The organism is Rhodobacter maritimus (assembly GCF_058747975.1).
The window spans coordinates 1,892,430-1,911,258 of the sequence record NZ_CM179095.1; the positions used below are offsets into that span (position 1 = coordinate 1,892,430).

The 18,829-nt window shown below is 65.9% G+C and carries 21 protein-coding genes; 8 read left to right on the forward strand and 13 right to left on the reverse strand.

Annotation, left to right across the window (positions count from 1 at the left end):
• Nucleotides 1-6: 6 nt before the first annotated feature.
• Genes AC4PTO_RS09595 through lnt form a run of 7 tightly spaced genes read left to right on the forward strand, consistent with a single transcriptional unit; the run spans nt 7 to nt 5,776 of the window.
• Nucleotides 7-474, forward strand: coding sequence for a copper chaperone PCu(A)C (locus AC4PTO_RS09595; RefSeq protein WP_119001076.1), 468 nt, complete (start codon nt 7-9; stop codon nt 472-474).
• Entirely contained in the window at nt 474-1,100 is a 627-nt protein-coding gene (locus tag AC4PTO_RS09600; RefSeq protein ID WP_119001075.1) for an SCO family protein, read from the forward strand. The genes AC4PTO_RS09595 and AC4PTO_RS09600 overlap by 1 nt, the downstream gene beginning before the upstream one ends.
• Nucleotides 1,097-2,470, forward strand: coding sequence for a M23 family metallopeptidase (locus AC4PTO_RS09605; RefSeq protein ID WP_119001074.1), 1,374 nt, complete (start codon nt 1,097-1,099; stop codon nt 2,468-2,470). The genes AC4PTO_RS09600 and AC4PTO_RS09605 overlap by 4 nt, the downstream gene beginning before the upstream one ends.
• Before the next feature lie 3 nt (nt 2,471-2,473).
• Nucleotides 2,474-2,929 (forward strand): DUF411 domain-containing protein, encoded by a 456-nt coding sequence (locus tag AC4PTO_RS09610; RefSeq protein ID WP_119001073.1) that lies wholly within the window; start codon nt 2,474-2,476, stop codon nt 2,927-2,929.
• 12 nt (nt 2,930-2,941) lie between these two features.
• Nucleotides 2,942-3,724, forward strand: coding sequence for a ZIP family metal transporter (locus tag AC4PTO_RS09615; RefSeq protein WP_101498978.1), 783 nt, complete (start codon nt 2,942-2,944; stop codon nt 3,722-3,724).
• 19 nt (nt 3,725-3,743) lie between these two features.
• On the forward strand, nt 3,744-4,202 hold the full coding sequence (gene lspA, locus AC4PTO_RS09620) for a signal peptidase II (protein WP_090735086.1): 459 nt from the start codon (nt 3,744-3,746) through the stop codon (nt 4,200-4,202).
• Nucleotides 4,169-5,776 carry an apolipoprotein N-acyltransferase gene (lnt, locus tag AC4PTO_RS09625; RefSeq protein ID WP_119001072.1) on the forward strand — a complete coding sequence of 536 codons (1,608 nt, stop codon included), beginning with the start codon at nt 4,169-4,171 and terminating at the stop codon, nt 5,774-5,776. Before lspA ends, lnt begins: the two co-directional genes overlap by 34 nt.
• On the opposite strand, the gene AC4PTO_RS09630 is transcribed toward lnt, so the two are convergent.
• Together AC4PTO_RS09630 and AC4PTO_RS09635 are read right to left on the reverse strand one after the other, a co-directional pair.
• The gene (locus AC4PTO_RS09630; protein WP_040611036.1) at nt 5,757-6,269 is read right to left on the reverse strand and encodes a L,D-transpeptidase family protein; all 513 of its coding nucleotides are present in this window, start codon (nt 6,267-6,269) and stop codon (nt 5,757-5,759) included. The genes lnt and AC4PTO_RS09630 overlap by 20 nt on opposite strands.
• Nucleotides 6,270-6,331: 62 nt before the next feature.
• Nucleotides 6,332-8,686, reverse strand: coding sequence for a heavy metal translocating P-type ATPase (locus AC4PTO_RS09635; RefSeq protein ID WP_119001071.1), 2,355 nt, complete (start codon nt 8,684-8,686; stop codon nt 6,332-6,334).
• Nucleotides 8,687-8,867: 181 nt separating this feature from the next.
• On the opposite strand from AC4PTO_RS09635, the gene AC4PTO_RS09640 reads away from it, so the two are divergent.
• Nucleotides 8,868-9,152, forward strand: a complete 285-nt coding sequence (locus AC4PTO_RS09640; protein ID WP_040610620.1) for a hypothetical protein — start codon at nt 8,868-8,870, stop codon at nt 9,150-9,152.
• A gap of 36 nt (nt 9,153-9,188) precedes the next feature.
• Here AC4PTO_RS09640 and AC4PTO_RS09645 read toward each other — a convergent pair whose 3' ends face one another.
• From AC4PTO_RS09645 to AC4PTO_RS09695, 11 genes are all read right to left on the reverse strand, one after another.
• A complete protein-coding gene (locus tag AC4PTO_RS09645; RefSeq protein ID WP_090735029.1) occupies nt 9,189-9,869 on the reverse strand; it encodes a L,D-transpeptidase in 681 nt (226 codons plus the stop codon).
• A 157-nt stretch (nt 9,870-10,026) separates the two neighbouring features.
• Nucleotides 10,027-11,103: a DUF2793 domain-containing protein gene (locus AC4PTO_RS09650; protein WP_255330494.1), complete on the reverse strand. Its 1,077-nt coding sequence runs from the start codon at nt 11,101-11,103 to the stop codon at nt 10,027-10,029.
• Between the two features lie 10 nt (nt 11,104-11,113).
• Nucleotides 11,114-15,079, reverse strand: a complete 3,966-nt coding sequence (locus tag AC4PTO_RS09655) for a baseplate multidomain protein megatron (protein WP_322329514.1) — start codon at nt 15,077-15,079, stop codon at nt 11,114-11,116.
• Nucleotides 15,080-15,088: 9 nt separating this feature from the next.
• Complete coding sequence (locus AC4PTO_RS09660; protein WP_090735024.1) at nt 15,089-15,523, reverse strand: NlpC/P60 family protein; 435 nt, start codon at nt 15,521-15,523, stop codon at nt 15,089-15,091.
• A complete protein-coding gene (locus AC4PTO_RS09665) occupies nt 15,520-16,404 on the reverse strand; it encodes a phage/gene transfer agent baseplate hub protein (RefSeq protein WP_322329513.1) in 885 nt (294 codons plus the stop codon). The genes AC4PTO_RS09660 and AC4PTO_RS09665 overlap by 4 nt, the downstream gene beginning before the upstream one ends.
• On the reverse strand, nt 16,401-16,544 hold the full coding sequence (locus AC4PTO_RS09670; RefSeq protein WP_155992549.1) for a hypothetical protein: 144 nt from the start codon (nt 16,542-16,544) through the stop codon (nt 16,401-16,403). The genes AC4PTO_RS09665 and AC4PTO_RS09670 overlap by 4 nt, the downstream gene beginning before the upstream one ends.
• A complete protein-coding gene (locus AC4PTO_RS09675) occupies nt 16,531-16,761 on the reverse strand; it encodes a hypothetical protein (RefSeq protein ID WP_272860080.1) in 231 nt (76 codons plus the stop codon). Before AC4PTO_RS09675 ends, AC4PTO_RS09670 begins: the two co-directional genes overlap by 14 nt.
• An 86-nt stretch (nt 16,762-16,847) precedes the next feature.
• Nucleotides 16,848-17,078, reverse strand: coding sequence for a hypothetical protein (locus AC4PTO_RS09680; protein WP_272860081.1), 231 nt, complete (start codon nt 17,076-17,078; stop codon nt 16,848-16,850).
• 4 nt (nt 17,079-17,082) lie between these two features.
• Nucleotides 17,083-17,727 (reverse strand): lysozyme, encoded by a 645-nt coding sequence (locus tag AC4PTO_RS09685; RefSeq protein WP_272860082.1) that lies wholly within the window; start codon nt 17,725-17,727, stop codon nt 17,083-17,085.
• Nucleotides 17,728-17,855: 128 nt separating this feature from the next.
• Complete coding sequence (locus AC4PTO_RS09690) at nt 17,856-18,206, reverse strand: hypothetical protein (RefSeq protein WP_272860084.1); 351 nt, start codon at nt 18,204-18,206, stop codon at nt 17,856-17,858.
• Nucleotides 18,203-18,829, reverse strand: coding sequence for a DUF2460 domain-containing protein (locus tag AC4PTO_RS09695; protein ID WP_272860085.1), 627 nt, complete (start codon nt 18,827-18,829; stop codon nt 18,203-18,205). Before AC4PTO_RS09695 ends, AC4PTO_RS09690 begins: the two co-directional genes overlap by 4 nt.

The following is an 18,829-nucleotide window of genomic DNA, read 5'->3' on the forward strand; positions in this document are numbered from 1 at the left end:
AAAACGATGAAAAAGTATATTTTGACCAGCACACTGGCGGCGCTTTTGACCCTTGGAGGGCTCTCAGTGCCCGCGCTGGCCGCACCCGAGGATGTTGTCGTCGAGAACGCGTGGTCCCGCGCCTCCATCGGGGTGAACCGTCCCGGGGCCGCTTACATGACGATCCGCAACACTGGCGACGAGCCGGTGACGCTGATCGGCCTTACAACACCGCTCGCGATGATGCCCGAAATTCACGAGACGAAGACCAATGCCGAGGGTGTGAGTTCCATGAGCCCGGCGGGGGAAATCGCGATCGCCCCGGGCGAGAGCGTCGCGCTCGAACCGGGGGGCCTGCACGCAATGCTAATGCGGCTGCAAGAACCGATGACAGAAGGGGAAACCTTTCCGCTGACCCTGCTTTTCGACGACGGAGGCGAAGTGACGGTCGAGGTGACGATCCTCGGCATCGCCGCGCGGGGGCCGGAGGACTGATGCGGCGACGGGCGATCCTGGGGTACGGCGCGGCTGGTGTCGGGGTGGTCGCCCTGATGCTCTTTGCCGGTTGGTGGCAGGTCGATGGCCCCGGTGGACCTGAGCCTATCGGGCAGCGGCCTGTGGCTCTGACCGCGATGGATTTCCGTCTGACGGATCATGAGGGCAACGCGGTCGGGCCGGAAACCCTGATCCGGCGACCGACGATGGCGTTCTTCGGCTTCACCTACTGTCCCGATGTCTGCCCGACCACGCTCTCGGACATTTCGGGATGGCTCGACGATCTGGGAGACGAGGCCGACGAGATGAACGTGGTTTTCATCACGGTCGATCCCGAGCGCGACACTGTCGAAACGATGGCCGAATATGTCGGCTACTTCCATCCGGCGATTCGCGGCTGGACGGGGCCGGAGGAGCAGATAGCGCGCGTCGCGGACGGCTTCCACGCCACCTACGAAAGGGTGCCGACGGAGAGCGGCGATTACACGATGAACCACAGCGCGAGCGTCTTCCTGTTCGCAGCCTCTGGGCGGTTCGTCACCATGATCGACTATCACGAACCCAGAGAATTCGCGGTGCCGAAAATTCGCCGCGCGCTGGAAGAAGAAATGGAGGGGGCGACATGAGGCTCAGAACTTTGGCGGCTTGTGTCGCAATTGCGGGGACAGTTCCCGGGGCAGCTATCGCGATCTCCGATCTTTTGTCGAAAGAACCCGTGCCGCCGGAACTTGCCCAGGCAGGTAGCTGGATGCCCCAAGGTCCTGAAGCCCCCCAGAACGTTGACATCCCCGTGATGCTGCCCGCGGCGGCATGGGCAGACGATGCATCCGACCTCAGCCCGCTGCCCCTTCTGCAGGTCGCGTTTGCCGACAGGCCGGTAAGGGCGATCGAGCCACCGCTGTCGACGTGGTCGCGCGACATTTTACCAGGCGAGACGCTCGATTTCTTGCTGTCCGAAGCTGGACTTGCGGCTTCTGACAGAGCCGAAGTTGCCCTCGCGCTTGGCGCGGAATACGATCTGCGACGGCTGCGGCCGGGGCACTCGGTCACTGTCGCTTCGACCATGGACGGCAGCCCCCGCACCGTCTCACTTGCCGTCGAGGACGGGGTTCGGATCGAGGTGATTTTCGGCGAGCAGTTGTCCACACAGGTCGTGACTCCGGATCCGGAAATCGTAACCCTTGCCGGCAAAGCCGTGATCGACAGCTCGATCTTCGCGGCACTCGACGAAGCCGGCATACCCGCCCGTTTTTCCGTGGACCTTGCGCAGATGCTGGGTGGGACCGTGGATTTCCGCCGCGAGATGGCCGGCGGCGAAGCACTAAGGCTTCTCTGGCGTGAGGCGCGGGTCGGCGAGGACAGGATCGGACAGCCCGAACTCGCCTTCGCCGCACTGGAGATCGGCGGTTCGCTTTACGAGATCGTATGGCCGGACGACGGCAGCGGTCAGGCGACGATCTACGTCGATGGCGAGGTGCTGCGCGTCTTCGCACAGCCGGTCGAGGGTGCGCGCCTGAGCTCGGTGTTCGGACGCCGCACGCATCCGGTCTTTGGCAACGTCCGGATGCACACCGGCGTCGATTTCGCAGCGGCACGTGGGACACCGGTTCAAGCGACGGCACCGGGGCGGGTCAATTTCATCGGCTGGCGCGGCGGATATGGTCGCGTGGTCGAAATCTTGCACGGCTCCGACACCATGACGCGCTACGCGCATCTGAGCGCCGTGCCGGAAGACTTGGCACAAGGCCAACGCGTTGCGGCGGGAGACGTGATCGGCCGCGTCGGCGCGACTGGCACGGCGACAGGTCCGAACCTGCACTATGAGGTGCTCGTGGATGGGCGCCCGACTGACCCCCTCTCTGACGACCGGCTCGCCGAAGCAGCCGAGCGCGAAGCGGATGATACCGCCGCGCTCTCGCGTCTGGCCGAGGCGCGGGCGCTTCTGAATGAAAACCTCGGCAGCGAGATTGCCGAAACGATAACCGAAAGGCTCTGATCCATGAAACGCATGACCCAAGCTCTGGCCATCACGCTCGCCCTTTTCCCGGCGGCACAGGCCCTCGCAGAGGCAACGGCGATCGACGTCCGCAAGACGAACGGATGCGGCTGCTGCCTCTCGTGGATGAACCATCTCGAAGAAAACGGTTTTGCGCCGACGGGCCAGGACATGTTCGGTGGATCGCTGGTTCGCTTCAAGTTCGACAACGGCGTGCCGCAGCGCATGGTCTCCTGCCACACCGCGGTCATTGATGGCTACGTGATCGAGGGCCATGTCCCGGCCGCTGACATCCGCCGCCTTCTCGAGGAGCGCCCGGACACCGTAGGCCTCGCCGTTCCGGGGATGCCCTATGGCTCGCCCGGTATGGGGCCTGAAGATGACCGCGAAGCCTATGATGTCTTCCTCATCCGCGAGGACGGGTCGACGGAAGTCTTTTCAAGCTACGCCGAAGGATAATCTGGCCCGCCCATGGAAAATCTGTCCCCGATAATGCTCGGCTTTCTCGGAAGTCTCGCCGCCGGTTCGCTCACGGCAGTCGGAGCAGCTCCCGTGCTGTTCGGGCGCATCCCGTCCCGGGCCACGCGCGATCTGTCGCTCGGCTTCGCTGCCGGTGTCATGCTGTCAGCCTCGTTCTTTTCGCTGATCATCCCGGCATTAGATGCCGCAGAGCCGATGTTCGAGAACGGCGCGATGCCTGCGGCCATCGTATGCGTCTCGATCCTTCTGGGCATGGGGGCTGTCGCCCTGATGAACGAAAAGCTGCCGCACGAGCATTTCAAGACGGGACGCGAAGGGCCCGAAGCGGCGTCATTGCGGCGGGTCTGGCTGTTCATCATCGCGATCACGATCCACAACTTTCCCGAGGGTCTCGCGGTCGGGGTCGGGTTCGGTTCCGGTGGCATGGAAGGTGGCCTCCCACTCGCCATCGGCATCGGCTTGCAGAACGCGCCCGAAGGATTGGCCGTCGCGGTGTCGCTGCTGGGCGAGGGATATCCGAAGCTGCGCGCCTGGGGCATTGCGGCGCTGACTGGCATGGTCGAGCCGATTGGCGGTCTGCTCGGGGCCGGCATCATCACACTGTCGGAACCGCTGCTTCCATGGGGACTGGCCTTTGCCGCGGGCGCAATGCTCTACGTCATCAGCCACGAGATTATCCCCGAAACCCATCGCAGCGGCTATCAGAACAGGGCGACGCTCGGCCTGGCTGTCGGGCTCGTTCTGATGCTGTTTCTCGATGTCTGGTTGGGGTGAGGCAATGTCACTACCCAAAGTGATCGGCGTCTTTGCCGCGCTTGCTGCGTTCGCAATCGATCAGATCACCAAAGCCATTGTCGTTGCGAATGCCGCCACTTTTAGCGCCGGGATTTCCGTGTTTCCGGGATTCAACCTCGTCTTTTCTCGTAATGACGGCGTGACTTTCGGGATGCTGGGCGGCGCGCCGTGGTGGAGCCTCACCGCTCTCGCTCTTGCCATCTGTGTTTGGCTTGCTGTCATGCTGTTTCGCGTCGAAAATGCGGCCGAAACACTTGCCTACGGCGCGATCATTGGCGGAGCGCTGGGCAATGTCATCGATCGTGTGCGCTATCGGGCTGTAACAGACTTTCTCGATTTCTACATTGGCACAACACATTGGCCTGCCTTCAACATGGCCGATGTATTTGTCGTCAGTGGCGTAGGGCTCTTGCTCGCCGCGCCATGGATCAGCGCGCGGCGTCCGATCAAGTCGTGAAGACGGAAATTCTGAACCGCATCGCTCTGCGCCCCTGTTTGCTTTCGCGGATGACGCTTGGTTTCGCCGCCGGGGCGCTGACGGTTCTGACTTTCCCGCCTCTTTCGATTCTCCTGCTTGTTCCCGTTGCCTATTCCGCGTTGTTTGTCGGGCTTCGCGATCTCTCCTTCGGGCGCGCTTTCCTCGTCGGCTGGGCGTTTGGTCTCGGCCAGTTCGGTTTCGGGATTTCGTGGATTGCAGAGAGTTTCTACGTCGAGGCCGAGCGGTTCGGGGCGATGGCGATCCCGGCCGTCGCGGGATTGTCCGCAGGTCTCGCGATTTTCCCGGCCATTGCCGCCGCGCTTTTCGCCGAAATCGCGCGGCGTGGAGCCATGGGCAGTCTCTTGGCCTGCCTCCTGTTCGCGACCTCCTGGACCGTGGCCGAGTGGTTGCGCGGTCACGTTCTGACAGGTTTTCCATGGAACCTCGCCGGCTACGCTTTGGTCGATTACGCCGCTCCTCGCCAACCCGCCGCCTGGGTCGGAAGCTATGGGCTAAGCTTTCTCACCGTGTTCGTCGCGGCACTTCCCGGCGCGGCTGTCATGGCGTCCGGGCGGCAACGATTGACCGTTTCGCTCATGGCGCTGGCGGGCATCGCGACGATGTGGGCTGTCGGCACGCTTCGCCTCCAGTCGGATGCACAACAGCCACCCGGTGTCGACCTGCGCATCGTCCAAGGCAACATTCCACAAGAGGAGAAATGGGCGCCCGAGAACCGCGAGGCGACCTTCGCGCGCTATCTTGAGCTTTCAACCCAGCCCGGCGATTTCGACGTTCTTCTTTGGCCGGAAACCGCCTTTCCGGGTTTCCTCGATGAGGATACGGAGGCACGGGATCGCATTGCCGCTGCGCTACCAGACGGCAGGGTGCTGCTCACCGGTGTGCCGGACCGTGTACCGAGCGAAGATGGCACCCGATATTTCAACACGGTCCAGGCTTTTGGCGCGACCGGCAGAATCCTGACCGGATACGCGAAACATCATCTCGTACCCTTCGGCGAATATGTGCCATTCCGCGGCTGGTCGCCCATCGAGCGGCTCACGGCGGGTCTGGGCGATTTTACGCCCGGACCGGGCCCGCGAACGCTTGCGCTTCCGGGTGTGCCGCTGGTCGCCCTAGCGATCTGCTATGAGATCATCTTCCCAAGCCATGTGGTCGACGACCTGTTCAAGCCAGACTGGATCTTCAACGCAACCAACGACGCCTGGTTTGGCACCAGCATCGGACCTGAGCAGCATCTGGCTTCCGCACGTATGCGCGCCGTAGAGGAAGGCCTTCCTGTCATTCGAGCCGCGAATACGGGCATCTCTGCGGTCATCGACACGAGCGGAGAGATCGTTGCGCGGCTCGATACCGGCGAAACGGGCATCATCGACGCTAGCCTGCCCTCCGCGCGACCGCCGACACTCTACGCGAGCTTCGGGGACTGGATGCTGCTGGCGCTCATCTTGGCTTCGTGGAGCTGGGCAACGGCGACCAATGCGACGGCGCGCTACCGCCGCATGAGAAACACCGTCATGCAAAGATGTGGATAGGTGTTCCGTCCTTCACCATTGCATAGATGTCCTCGATCTGCCGATCTGTGACCGCGATGCAGCCAGCTGTCCAGTCGCGGACGTCCGTTGGGTCGATGCCGGGTCGTGGACCACCATGGATGAAGATGTCGCCCCCGGGGGATCGGCCCTGCGCCTCGGCAAAAGCGATGTCGGCCTCATTCGGATAAGAGATGCCAACCGAAAGATGATAAGTGCTTTCAGGGTTGCGCTTATCGACTATGTAGGTGCCCTCCGGGGTCCGGCCGTCTCCCTCGAATTGCTTGTGACCCTCAGGAGCGAAACCCAGCCCGACCGGATAGGTTTGCAATACGCGATCGGCTCCGTCGAGAACAAGCAAGCGCTGCCCCTTATAAAGCCGAACACGGGTCACCTCGGGTCCGCCATAGCTGCGGAACTTGCTGGCACAGCCGGACAAAAACGCTGCGAACCCGCCCAACAGGACGGCGCGGCGGGGAAATCGGATGGTTTTCACTGCTCATGCCTCTTTGGTGAGGTCGGATATGGATATTACGGTACCTTGCAAATGCTGCGTGATCAATGTGCATGGGCAAGCGCGGCCTTTGTCATCTGTGGACCAACCTGTTCACCGCCGGACGGAGGCGCCTTGGCCTCTTGGCTGTTCAGCAGGCGCAGGGCGTTGGCCACCACCAGCAATGACACTCCTACGTCGGCTGCAATAGCGCCCCACATCGATGCCACTCCAAACGCGGTAGCGACAACGAAAACGCCCTTGGTCGCCAAGGAAATACCGATGTTCTGATGGATAATCGACATTGTCCGGCGCGAATGACCGATCAGCCAAGGCACCTTGCCAAGGTCGTCGGTCATCAGGGCAATATCCGCAGTCTCGATTGCCGCGTCCGAACCAACAGCACCCATCGCGATGGCGTAATGCGCCCGCGCCATGGCGGGGGCGTCGTTCACCCCGTCGCCGATCATGGCCACCATGTCATGCGTTTCGACCAGTTCTTCGATGGCTGTCACTTTGTCTTCGGGCAGAAGCTCGGCGCGGACCTCGTCGATGCCGACCTCGGCTGCAACGGCGCGCGCCGTCCGCTCGTTATCGCCCGTCAGCATGACGATGGTCTTCACGCCTTGCGCGTGGAGCTGTGCCACGATGCCCTTGGCGTCGGGGCGGATACGGTCGCGCAATTCCAGGATGCCGGTCACGCCGGTGTCGTCGCCCACGGCAACAAGGGTGCTGCCAGCCCCTTCGATGCGGTCGCGCAAATCCTTCGGAATGGCGTCACCGAAACCCTTCTCCTCGGCAAACCGGTCCGACCCTAGCCAGATCGACCGGCCGTCAGTGCGTCCTTCAAGTCCCCTACCAGGAACGGTTCGGGTATCTTCTGCGGCGGACACCTTGATGCCGTCGGCTTCTGCCCGCGCGAGAATGGCGCGCGCCAAGGGATGCGAGGAACGTGCCTCGAGCCCCGCGGCGAGGGTCATCAGATCCTGCGCCGATGCTCTACCCAGCGGATGCACCGCCGCCACCTCGGGCTCGCCCATGGTGATCGTGCCGGTCTTGTCCATGGCCAGTGCAGTGGTCTTGCCCGGTGCCTCAACATATGCACCGCCCTTGATCAGCACTCCGGCCCGCGCTGAAGCGGTGAGTGCGGCGACGATGGAGACCGGTGTCGAGATGACCAGAGCACACGGGCAGGCGATCACTAGCAGCACGAGTGCATTGTAGAACCAATAATCCCAGGCCCCACCGAAAATGAGCGGCGGCAGCAGGGCAATTGCAATGGCGAGAGCCATGACGATAGGCGTGTAGATGCGGGCGAACTTCGCCACCCATTGCTCCACCGGCGCGCGGCGGGCATGGGCGTCGCCGACCATGCGGATGATCTTGGCCAAGACGGTGTCCGAGGCGGCCTTCGTGGCGCGCACCGTCAATGTGCCTTCGCCGTTGATCGTGCCGGCATAGACTTCGTCGCCTCGTTCCTTTGGGACCAGCGCACTCTCTCCGGTGATTGGCGCCTGATCGACCGCGCCCGCGCCGTCCGTCACCTCACCATCGAGGGGGATACGGTCGCCACCGCGTACTATGAAGCTTGAGCCTACGGCGACTTGAGCCGCCGGAACGTCGGCCTCGCTTCCGTCTTCGCGGATCACGCGCGCCGTCGGTGGTGCAAGATCCAAGAGCGCCGAGACCGCATTCCTCGCACGCCCGACGCTCCAGCTTTCGAGGTAGAGCGAGAGCGAGAAGAAGAACGCAACCGTCGCCGCCTCGAAGAATTCGCCAAGCCCTATGGCACCGGCCACCGCGACCACCATCAGCAGGTTCATGTCGGGCGACAGCCTCCGTGCGGACGACCATGCCTTGGGTGCCACGAGCCAGACACCGAACAGGATCGCAACCGCGAATAGCCCTGCCTCGACCAGTGGCATCGGCGCTTCGCCGTGCCCTGCGAAGAGGCCGAGTGCCCCCCCCATGCCGGTCTCGATGATGTGCCACAGAAATCCCGCGGCCCAGAAGCCGCCACTGAGCGCCGTAAACAGCCGCTGTCGTGCAAGATGGGCCGCCTGGTCGACCGACGCGTTTTCGGCATCCCAGGGCTTGGCGGTCATGCCGGTGCTTGCGACCAGTTCTGCAATTTCGCCGTCCGATACACTCTTGGCGCTGTCGAGAATAGTCATCCGTCCATTGATCACGTCGAACGCGAGATGCTCGGCCCCGCCGATCTTCGGGCCAACCACCTTGTTCAGGATCGCGACCTCCTCGGCGCAATCGAGGCCGGACACCTGAAAACTGCGCCCGCCCGTCGGCGCGGGCGTCGTCGGCTCGATGTCGCCGCACGTTCCCGCGCTCCCGCAACAGTTGCCGCCGTTTGCCTGGTCGTCTTCGGCATGATCGTGATCGTGGTGATGGGTGTCGGACGGCATGAATGGACCTCTGGATTCGGGTGCATCACCATGACATAGCCCCTACAGTAGCTAGAGCTTCAAGAGCAAAATACGGTGGTATTTCAGTTTGTATTTTTGCTAGAAAGTGCGGTGATCCGTGCGGTTTTAGCACTACCCATGAAAACCGTCGCGAGGAGTGGCATAAGCGGAAGGAACAACAATGCTGAGTATTACTCGGACACGGATGAAGATGGCTGTCGTCGCACTCTTTCTGACCGCAAGCTGCGGCTCGCAGGAGGTCGGCCAGTTGCCTGCCACTGAACCCGAGTCCGGCGTTCCCGAGATCGTTCTCGAATTGGCGGCGGACGGTCAGGATCTCTCAACCGTCCGCCTGCTGCCTGACGACGGGTGTTACTGGTACGAGCATCGCGGTCAGGTCGAGACAACGCTCCTGCCACTTCGGGCAAGAAACGGAGCGGCTATCTGTCGGCAGGCGCAGGCCTGACGAATGCGAACGGCAGCATCCGTCGCTCGGCGCGCATCACCACAGGTCGCCAACCTCTGGTGCCGCAAGGCTGCCTTCCGCCGAATAGAGATACGCCGTCGAGCCGATCTCGACACGTGGATAGAGACTGTTGATGTGCGCCATCACCATCCTGACGCAACCCGAGCTGGCTCGGCTGCCGATACTTTGCGGAAACGGGGTACCGTGAATCCGCAAATATGTGTCGCGATCCCCGACGTAGAGGTACATGGCCCGCGATCCGAGCGCGTTCTCGGGCCCGGGTTCCACACCACCCTCGAACTGCGCATAAATCTCCGGTTCCCGCTCGATCATGTTCTGGGTCGGGGTCCAGTGCGGCCACTCGACCTTGCGCTGTATCGTATAGATACCCGGTTCGTAGAGGTCGCCACGCCCGATCGCCACGCCATAACGCATAGCGGTTCCACCCTCCTCGATATGGTAGAGATATCGCGCGACCGCATCGACATGGATATCTCCCGGTACGAGACCGTCCTTCGCGACGACTCGTTGCGGCAGGAACCGCGGGTGCAGACCCCAAGGATTGGAGGTTTCGGGGACATAATTTGGAGGCGTCACCTGTGCATCCCAGGCAGCCTTCTGCGCCTCGGTGGGCCAGGTATCGGCGAGGAGTGGGCCGGAGACCGACGCTGAAAACAGCGCTGTGGTTGATCGAACGAAGTGTCGTCTTGTCAGCATTTGGCAGCCTTTGTTCTGGGCATTTGCGCAGGCTCGCGAGGCACGAGCAGCGCTTTCGTGTCTCGATATGCAACCTCCACCAACTAGAGCTTCAAGGCATTTCTTTCCGCTAGCGCCGCACAGGTCAAAGGGGCGTGTGCAATCCCGTTGTTGCCGCTCAGCCGATCTTCGCGCCCCAGAACGAGGTGTGGTCAGCCGCGAAGTAGCCGTCCGCGACCCGGAAATACCCCTGCAACTCGACGGTGTCGCCCGCAGTGAGCGGGACCATGGTCTGCAGCCAGATCGCGGTGGCTAGCGAGACATGGGTGGCGGAGATTTCGCCGAGGGAGCCGCGGATTTCCGTCGTGCCGTTCAGCACGAGCCGCCCGCGCATGCGGGCCGTGGCGCTGGCGTTGATCTTGTAAAGCAGCGTCGCGCCGAAGAGGTAGGTGCCATCCGAAGGCGCCACGAAATGGTTGTTCGCGGCGTCGAACGCCCCCTGATCGTTATAGTCGGTGTTGTTCAGGCCGATCTTCGTCCAGGTTCCTACGCCGACATAGTTGTCGTAGTTGGTGTACGCCTTGAACCGCGGCAGCCGGGGCTGATCGACGATGCCGTTCGCGTTGTCGACGCTCAGCCCGTCGAAGAAGGTGCTGCCGTCGGCGGAGACGGCGAGCCGGAAACTGTCCGAGCCGAACAGCCCCACCAGCGCCTTGGTCACGAAGCCGGTCTGCAGCGTCAGGCCGAGATCGTCGCCCGCAGCCTCCTTGTTCATGGTGTAGAACAGATCGCCGGTGCCGCCCTCGGCCAAGGTCTTCGCGGTCCAGAGCGCCGCGTTCAGCTTGGCCGAGAACGGATTCGACGCATCGGCCGTCGTGCCGAGTCCCAGCAGCGCAAGGTTCTGCAGCGCGGCCGGCGTGGTTCCTACCCAACCTGACCCGTCATAGACCAGCAGCAGCCCCTCGTCCTCGACCCACGCCCGCCAGCCGGTCCGTGGGGGCAGGCGGAGCCAGGCGCCATCGGTCCAGAGTGCGACGTTTAGGTCCCAGCTGGCCCAGTCGCCTGTCGCGCCCGAGCCGACGATGTAGCGGTCGCCGTCGGCGGGGCTCGCAGGGGGTGCTGCCAGGTCCCGATCGATAACAGAGAGCTGAACGAGCCCGTCGAGGATCCGCAGCGCCTCGTTGTGGGTGACGTGCTTCTGGGCCTGCGCCGCCAGGATATGGGGCAGCAGGAGATGGGTGGTGGCGTCGGACATGGGTTGGCTTTCAGAACGTGAGCGTGACAGTTTTCGGCGCGCCCCGCCCGACGAGGGCGGAGAGCTGGTAGATGCGGATGTTGACGGTGTCGCCGGGGGCGAGCGGCGCGCCCCAGTCGGCGCTCTGCTGGGCGGCGGTGTAGACGGCGCTGGTGGTGGCCGCGCTCAGCACCCGCTTCACGGCCGCGCCGTCGAGGATCTCGACCTCGTAGGTTTCCAGTTCCTCCGCCAGCGGCACCTCCAGCCCGCCCCAGCTGTCGGCGGAAAGAGCGCGGGACCGGCGCGTCCAGCGGATGGTCAGATCGCCGGGCGTGCGTGGGCGACGCCACGGCTGCTCGACATGGGCGACAGAGAAGGGCCGCAGTCCCGCGCCCGCGGGGGTAAAGGTCTGCGCCACATAGGTCTCGTCGCTGACCGGGCGGCTGGCCGGGCCGATGCGCCAGTTCCACGGGATGCCAAGATCGGCCTCGGCGATCGGCAGCGACGCGAGGCTGTCGTCCAGCACCACCACCCGCGCGCCGGCGGGCGCCGGGTTGCCCATGGCACCTTCCGTGCCGCGCTGTCCGCGCAGAAGCCGGGTGAGCCGATATCGACCGGGCGCGAGCAGCTCGGCCGCGCCGGCCTGCACGATCTCCCAGACCCCAGGCGCGCTCTCGATGGCAAGCGCGTTGGCGCCCCCGAACAGGGTCAGGTCGGTGACGCTTTCCAACGTGCCGGTGAGCAGATCGACCACAAGCGCATTTCCGAAATCGAAGCGCGAGGTGGGGCCCGCGTAGAAGTCGGAGACCAGCTGGCCAATCCGGGCGCGACTGCCGAACGTCGTCAGCAGCTCGAAGCCATCGGTCGAAGGACTGCGGAACACCGCAATCTCGCCGGGCCAGGGAACCGCATGCGCGACGACCATCGGCCGATGCGCGGGCTGGTCCTCGGTCAGCTGCGGCAGGTCCATCAGCACCGCGTCCGGCGCGCCGAACACCACGGCGCGCGTCAGCGACGCCGCGCGGGGATCGCCGGGCGGCAGGTCGTAGGTCGCGCGATCCTGGCGGACCGCCTCGATGCCGCGAGCCTCCGCGTCGGCGATGGAGACGAGCCGCAGGTCGACCAGCCGCCCGTCATGGGCGAGCCGGATCGGGTCCGCCGGATCGAGCGCGAGCCGCGAGGGCGGCAGACGGAATGCCGCCGTCTCGCGCCCCACCCACGCCTCCATCAGCGCGCGGCGGCAGCGCCGCTCGGCTTCCTCGGGCGGCACCGCCATCGGGAAGCTCTCCGAGGCGATCCGTGTCGTGTCGACGGTGATGCGCCGCGCCTCGACGAGGGCCGCGTCGTAATCCTCGTCGGCGCGGGCGACCTGCCACTTCAGCGCCTGCGGCAGTTCCGTCTCCTGGCCCCGCGTCAGTTCCAGCACGTCGCCCTCGCGGGCGGCCACAAGATCGTCGGGATCGAACGTGGCGACCGACGCCCGGCCACGCATGATGAAACGGATCACGCCCTCGGTCTCCACGGCGTCGAAGCCGAAGTGGCGCGACAGCGTGGTGATCGACGCGCGCGGACTCTCCAGCGCCGTGATGGCGTAGCCCTCGACCGCGCCCCAGAGGCCGATGACGTCGATCCGCGCCCCGGGCAGCCCGGCGCGCAGGCAGAGGTGCCGCACGAGGGCCGCCAGCGACACAGCGCCGAGCCGCCCCGTCAGCCAGTGGCCGAGCCGCCAGTTCGCGCCGTCCGTCCAGACGTCGGTCAGCGCCGGGAAGAACGGATAGGGCCGCGCGTCCCAGGTCCAGGCGGCGCATTCGGGGACGTGCACCATCCGGCCGCCGTAGTCCGATGACACCGGGTTGTTCGCGGCCTCGCCCCACCAGAGATACGTGGCCTCGAGATAGGCGCGCTGAATGGCGTCATCGCGCCAGCCCCGCGAGAAATGCGGCGTGAAGCTCTCGGATGACTTCGGGTCGAAGAAGACGTTGGGCTGGTTGGTGCCCCGGTCGATGGCCGGGCAGCCGAGTTCGGTGAAGCGGATGGGTTTGGATTGCGGCACCCATGCTGTCGGCGTGCCGCTCTCCACCCCACCGGGGCGATTGTAATGCGGGTTCGACCACCAGCTGCGCAGATCCTTGTAGCGGAAGACCCATGGCTTGCCGGCGGCGCCATCGGCAATCGGCGTCCGGACCTGTGCCGACCGATCCGTCGCCGATGCATAGAACCAGTCGAAGCCTTCGCGGCCCGCGATGTTCGCCTGCAGATAGGCCCGGTCATAGATCGCGGGCCAGCCCTCCTGCGCGTCCGCATGATCGAACCCGTCGCGCCAGTCCGACAGCGGCATGTAATTGTCGATCCCGACGAAATCGATCTCCGGGTCGGCCCAGAGCGGATCGAGGTGGAAGTACACGTCGCCCGAGCCGTCGCCCGGCTGGTGCCCGAAATACTCGCTCCAGTCGGCGGCATAGCCGATATTCGTGCCGGACCCGAGGATCGAGCGCACATCCGCGAGCAGATCCCGGTAGGCCTGCACCGCCGGATAGGTGGCCGCGCCCGAGCGGATCGTCGTCAGCCCCGGCATCTCGGTCCCGATCAGGAACGCATCGACCCCGCCCGCCGCCGCGCAGAGATGGGCGTAGTGCAGCACCATGCGCCGCAGGCCCCAGTCGCTGGATGGCCCGGTCCAGCTGACGCTCTCGCCCGCCACGCTGAAGCTCGCAGGTGTCGCCGCGCCGAACAGCGCCGCGACCTGGCTTGCCGCCGTGGCCGTCTTGTCCACCGTCCCGGCGAACCCCGCAGCCGGGGAACAGGTGATCCGCCCCCGCCAGGGGAACGCAGGCTGACCGGTCTCCGCGGCGTTGTCGGAATACGGGTTCGGCAGCGTGTTGCCGGGTGGCACGTCCATCAGGATGAACGGGTAGAAGGTGACCCGCAGCCCGCGGGCCTTCATCTCCTGGATCGCCTGCACCACCGCGAAGTCGGACGGCGTGCCGCCATAGACCGGGCGGTCCTGATCGTCGCGGCTGACCAGGAAGGCGCTGGCCCGGCTGACGCCGTTGACCGACCAGCTGGCGGGCGTGGTCGACTTGGCCGACACCTCGACGCCGGGCCGCACCTTGCACGATCCCGCGCGCAGATCGTCGCCGAACCACGCCACGACCAGATTGACGCTCTCGACCGCCGGAGCCATCGCCTGCAGCCGGTCCAGCGCTTCGACCATGTCGGTGGAGTCGGCCAGCGCGTTCAGGTTCTCGGGCACCGTCGCGCCGCCGTCGGTCTTGCGGATCGCCTGCGTCGCGTAGGTGAACTCGCCCGAGGCGGGGATCATGGTGACGGCGCGGGTCAGCCCCTCGGCGGTGTCGGGATCGGCGAGCGGGCGGAACACCTCGAAGGAAAGCTGTGGCAGCCGGTTGCCATAGGTCGCAAGCGGCAGCTCCTCGAAGACGACATAGGCCGTGCCGCGATAGGCCGACGTGTTGGCCGCCCCCATCTTCGCGGCGATGAACGGATCGGCCGCCTGCGCCTCACTTCCCGGATACCAGCGCCAGGTCACGCCGGAGAGGTCCATCGGCTTGCCGTCGGCCCAGATGCGCCCGATGCCGGTGATCGGGCCCTCGCAGAGCGCCACGGCAAAGCTGGCATAGTACAGATACTCAGTGGTTTTGACCTTGCCGCCCCCACCGCCCTTGCCGCCGCCCTGCGTGGTGGTCTTCGTCTCCTCGCGGAAATCCGTCGCCCAGATGATGTTGCCGCCCATGCGCATCCGTCCGTAGAGCCGCGGGATGACCGCGCCTTCGGTGGCCGAGGTGATGCGCAGCGTGTCGAGCCGCGCGCCCTCGATGCGCTGGGTGGGCGCCAGCGACGAGATGATCCAGCTGTCGACGACCGAGCCGATGCTGGAGCCGATGAAGCCGCCGATGGTCGCGGCGCTGACGCCGAGGATCGCCCCGCCGATCGAACCGCCAATGGCGGCGCCAGCGGCACCGAGGACAAGCGTTGCCATGGTCGGGTCTCAGCGTTGCGGGAACAGGAAAGCGAAGGCGATGCGCCGCCGCCAGCATGGAGTGAGCGGTTCCTCGATCACGCCGAGCCGCTCGTATGCATGGAGGAAAATGTCTGGGCCGGTCAGGATCCCGACATGCTTGGCGATGGCGCGGGGCTTCATGCGGAAGAGGATCAGCGCGCCGGGGCCTGCCTCGGCGGGCGACACCTCGATCATCATCCGGCGTGCGCTCTCGGCCAGAACCTCGCGCGGCCCGGTCTCGCCCCAGTCCCGGCTGTAGGGCGGGATCGGGAACGGCTCGGGGCCGACGACCTCGCGCCAGACGCCCCGCGCCAGCCCGAGGCAATCGCAGCCGACACCGCGCAGGCTGGCCTGATCATGATACGGCGTTCCGAGCCAGGACCGCGCAATGGTGATGACGTGCTGGGGATCAGCGGCGTTCACAGCACCGACCCCTCGTGCCCGCCGTCCTTCGTGGCGTAGCGCAGCACGGCATCCTGGCCCGGGATGTGCGGGAAACCCCGGAAGTTGACGGTGTTGGCGAACTTCGCGCCGCAGGTCTCCATACGCTTGTCGCAGCCCGCGCGGATGGTGAAGGCGTCGCCGTCGGCGATGGACCGCACCGGCGCCTCGAGCAGCGTCAGCACCGCGATGCCGTCCGTCACGTCATGGCCCAAAACCTCGGTGCGTCGTCCGGCGTTCGCTCCGCTCGTCCAGTCCAGCGTGCCGAAGGTGAACCAGCCGGAGGCGAAGCCGCCGAGGCCCGAGGCGGTGAAGGACCGGTCGCGCAGCAGATCGATCACTGCGCCCGTGCCCTTGTAGGCCGGGCCCTCCAGATCGACGCCGCAGCGTGCATCGCCGAGCGCGGCATCGCAGGTCGCCTGGAAAGTCCGCCCGACCGTCTGGCCGAGCACATGCGCAAGCGAGCGGACCTCGGCAACGAAGGCCAGCCGCCCGCGCCGGATCTGGCCGATGGCGCCGCGCCGCATCAGCACGCGCTGGCTCGTATCGGTCCAGTTCACCCGCCAGACCTCGACCTCTCCATTGTCCCAGCGGCCGTCGAGAATGTCGGTCTCGGTGATCCGGTCCGAGGTCAGCACACCCTCGGCATCCTGCGCGTCGACCGAGAGGTCCGAGCCCGAGCGCACCTCGGACGCAGTGAGCCCGCTCTCGGGTTCGAAGTCCGTGCCATCGAAGCTGAGCGTCCGGTCGTGATCGGTGAAGCCGAAGCTCACGCCGTCGACGCGGGTGATCCGCCAGCACCAGGCAAGAGTTGTTGTGCCGTCGTCGAGATGGGCCTGGAAGCCGTGCGAGAGGGTTTTCATCGGCAGGTTCCCGTCATGCGGTCGTCCAGATCGGCGATCCAGTCCGCCCAGTCCGGCGGCACCTCCGCGACAGTCTCGGCAGGAGGCCGGGCGAGCCGCGCCTCGGCATAGGAGGCACAGCCCGCATCACCAGCGCCCATCGTTGCGGCGCAGCCGGTCAGCAGGATCGTGAGCGCCGCGGCCATCGCGAACCGCGTCGCGCCCGCGCTCGACGCGCTCGTTCTTGTCTTGCATGGCATCGCGTTCCGCCTCCCGTTTGCCCACGCGCTCCCCTTCCGTGCGCCCCCAGACCCGACCGAGGACGACACCTCCAACCGCGGCTAGCGCCGCGACCAGCCAGATCAGGAGCTCAGCCATCGTCCCGCTCTCCGCGGGCTGCGGCCACGCAGAGGGCGATGACGAAGACGCCGAGGCAGCCGCCAACAATCAGACCTGCGAAGAACTCAAGCATCGCCGCGGAACCCCCGCTCGATCCGGTCCCGCAGGCCGATTAGGCCGAGCCCGAGGAACATGAGCCCCGCGGGCGAGGCGTCGCCACTGCCGGCGAGCAGCGCGACCAGGCGGGACAGCTCGGCGAGGGGTCCGGTCGCGGGCAGTGCGAGCGACGCGATGCCGGTGAGCATGGCGAGCAGGCCCGCCCACCAGGTCATGGAATTGGGTCGGACGTAGCGCATGGGATCAGGCCCTCCGGATCAGGTTGGAGAAGAAGGCGGCCAGCCGGGCGAGCCAGCCGCTCGGCGGTGGGGTGACTGGGGCATCGCTCTGCGCGGGCCGCAGGAGCGCCAGCGCTTCGCTCTCCGCCAGCCGCCGGACAGGCTGCGAGAAATCCACGCATCCCGTGCTGTCCACGGACCAGACCGGGATCGTGCCGCCGGGATAGCGGGCGTGGCGGAACAGGTCGCGCTCGGCTTCCCGCCGCGGAATGATCGCCGCCGGTCGCCGCCAGTTCAGAAAAGCGTCGGCGGCTGCAAGGCGATTTCCGGCATTGAGATGTCGGGTCAGCGCAGCCTTCGCGATGCCACCGGTATTGTAGTGGAAGCTGACCAGCGCATCGAACTCGTGCGGCTTGAGCGGCACCGTCACGGCGTGCAGGACGGCGGCCTCGTAAGCAGCCAAGTCGGCCCGGAAAACCCGGAACGCTTCGCGGATCCCGGCGTCGAGATCGGCGGGCATACCGCGCGGCATCGTGGCCGGATCGGGCGGCCCGGCGGCGGCGGTGTGGCCGATGCCGAAGGTCCAGACCTGTTTCACATCGAGATAGGGCCCGGGCACGATTCCTTCGTGCCGGACGAGGGCCAAGAGGCCCCGGTCGGTCATGTGCATGGGATTACCGGAGAAGCGAGAGGATCAGGATCAGAGCCGCGACGGCGAGGCCGACGCGCAGGCGATGGGTAAAGGCCGCTCGAGGGTCGGCCAGGTCGCAGCGGAGGGACCGCGCAAGGCGGAAAAGCTCATTCATCGCCGCCGCCTTCGTTGGCGCGGCGCAGTCGGGCGAGCAGCATCTCGATGAAGGCCGGGCCGAAGACCCCGACGAGATAGGCGGCCGAGCCCGCCGCCCCGCCCGCGGGGATCGCTTCGGGCGGAAGGCTGAGCCAGGCGGTGATCACGGCCATGGAGAGGCTGCCCATCCCGGCGGCGATCAGCCCGCCGAGCAGGATATGCCGGAGCGCTTCGCGCAGCCGCATCTTCGTGGTCAGTGCGTTCGTCGCGCCCCCGAGCGCGCCCCAGGCGGCGAGGATCACGGCGGTCGAGGCCGCGAGCTCGCGCAGCACGGCCGCAACGAAGCTGCCGGTGTCGTTCATCGCCGGATCTCCAGAAGCGGAATGGAGGTGATCGAGCCGAGCCGCTCGAGGTCGAGCGTCACGTCGAGCACGTCGGTGTCGAAGCGGACGGGCACGTCGAACTCGAAGCCCGCGGTGATCGCGACGCCAGCGCCCGGAGCGGCGCTGAAGGTGACGAGGCCGGTTGTCGTGTCGACCGACCAGCCGGAGGGCTGATCGACCCCGCCGAGCGCAATGCGCACGGTGCCCGCCACCGGCTTGGCGATGGTGCGCGTCCAGGATTGCGCGCCGGAGGCGTAGCGCTTCACCAGCTGGAAGGTGGTCGTCGCGCCGTCGCCGGTGCCAATGAGCTGGTCGGTCGGCACCGGTGTGCCCGAAGGCAGACAGGACTTGTGGTCACCCCAATCCTTGAACCGGAAGCTGTGGAGCCTGCCGTTGCGCGCTTCGAAGAAGGCGACGACCGCCGCCAGATCGTCCGCGCGGCGGATGCCGTAGGCGACGTCGTAGCGGCGGCGAGAGTTGGCCCAGCTGGCGTTGCGCTCCTCGTCGCCTGAGGCGAGCTCGACGATCTGCGTGCGCCGCTCCGGCCCGCCCCGTGCGCCCCGGCTGATGTCGTCCGGGAACCGGACCTCGTGAAACGCCAT

Coding starts and splice junctions, on each gene's coding strand:
- AC4PTO_RS09635 (WP_119001071.1), bottom strand. CDS start 8,686: ATGCCGTCCGACACCCATCACCACGATCACGATCATGCCGAAGACGAC.
- AC4PTO_RS09640 (WP_040610620.1), top strand. CDS start 8,868: ATGCTGAGTATTACTCGGACACGGATGAAGATGGCTGTCGTCGCACTC.
- AC4PTO_RS09645 (WP_090735029.1), bottom strand. CDS start 9,869: ATGCTGACAAGACGACACTTCGTTCGATCAACCACAGCGCTGTTTTCA.
- AC4PTO_RS09600 (WP_119001075.1), top strand. CDS start 474: ATGCGGCGACGGGCGATCCTGGGGTACGGCGCGGCTGGTGTCGGGGTG.
- AC4PTO_RS09615 (WP_101498978.1), top strand. CDS start 2,942: ATGGAAAATCTGTCCCCGATAATGCTCGGCTTTCTCGGAAGTCTCGCC.
- AC4PTO_RS09655 (WP_322329514.1), bottom strand. CDS start 15,079: ATGGCAACGCTTGTCCTCGGTGCCGCTGGCGCCGCCATTGGCGGTTCG.
- AC4PTO_RS09690 (WP_272860084.1), bottom strand. CDS start 18,206: ATGAACGACACCGGCAGCTTCGTTGCGGCCGTGCTGCGCGAGCTCGCG.
- AC4PTO_RS09695 (WP_272860085.1), bottom strand. CDS start 18,829: ATGGCGTTTCACGAGGTCCGGTTCCCGGACGACATCAGCCGGGGCGCA.
- AC4PTO_RS09595 (WP_119001076.1), top strand. CDS start 7: ATGAAAAAGTATATTTTGACCAGCACACTGGCGGCGCTTTTGACCCTT.
- AC4PTO_RS09610 (WP_119001073.1), top strand. CDS start 2,474: ATGAAACGCATGACCCAAGCTCTGGCCATCACGCTCGCCCTTTTCCCG.
- AC4PTO_RS09665 (WP_322329513.1), bottom strand. CDS start 16,404: ATGAAAACCCTCTCGCACGGCTTCCAGGCCCATCTCGACGACGGCACA.
- AC4PTO_RS09685 (WP_272860082.1), bottom strand. CDS start 17,727: ATGCACATGACCGACCGGGGCCTCTTGGCCCTCGTCCGGCACGAAGGA.
- AC4PTO_RS09680 (WP_272860081.1), bottom strand. CDS start 17,078: ATGCGCTACGTCCGACCCAATTCCATGACCTGGTGGGCGGGCCTGCTC.
- AC4PTO_RS09650 (WP_255330494.1), bottom strand. CDS start 11,103: ATGTCCGACGCCACCACCCATCTCCTGCTGCCCCATATCCTGGCGGCG.
- lnt (WP_119001072.1), top strand. CDS start 4,169: ATGGATCAGCGCGCGGCGTCCGATCAAGTCGTGAAGACGGAAATTCTG.
- AC4PTO_RS09670 (WP_155992549.1), bottom strand. CDS start 16,544: ATGGGCGCTGGTGATGCGGGCTGTGCCTCCTATGCCGAGGCGCGGCTC.
- AC4PTO_RS09675 (WP_272860080.1), bottom strand. CDS start 16,761: ATGGCTGAGCTCCTGATCTGGCTGGTCGCGGCGCTAGCCGCGGTTGGA.
- AC4PTO_RS09605 (WP_119001074.1), top strand. CDS start 1,097: ATGAGGCTCAGAACTTTGGCGGCTTGTGTCGCAATTGCGGGGACAGTT.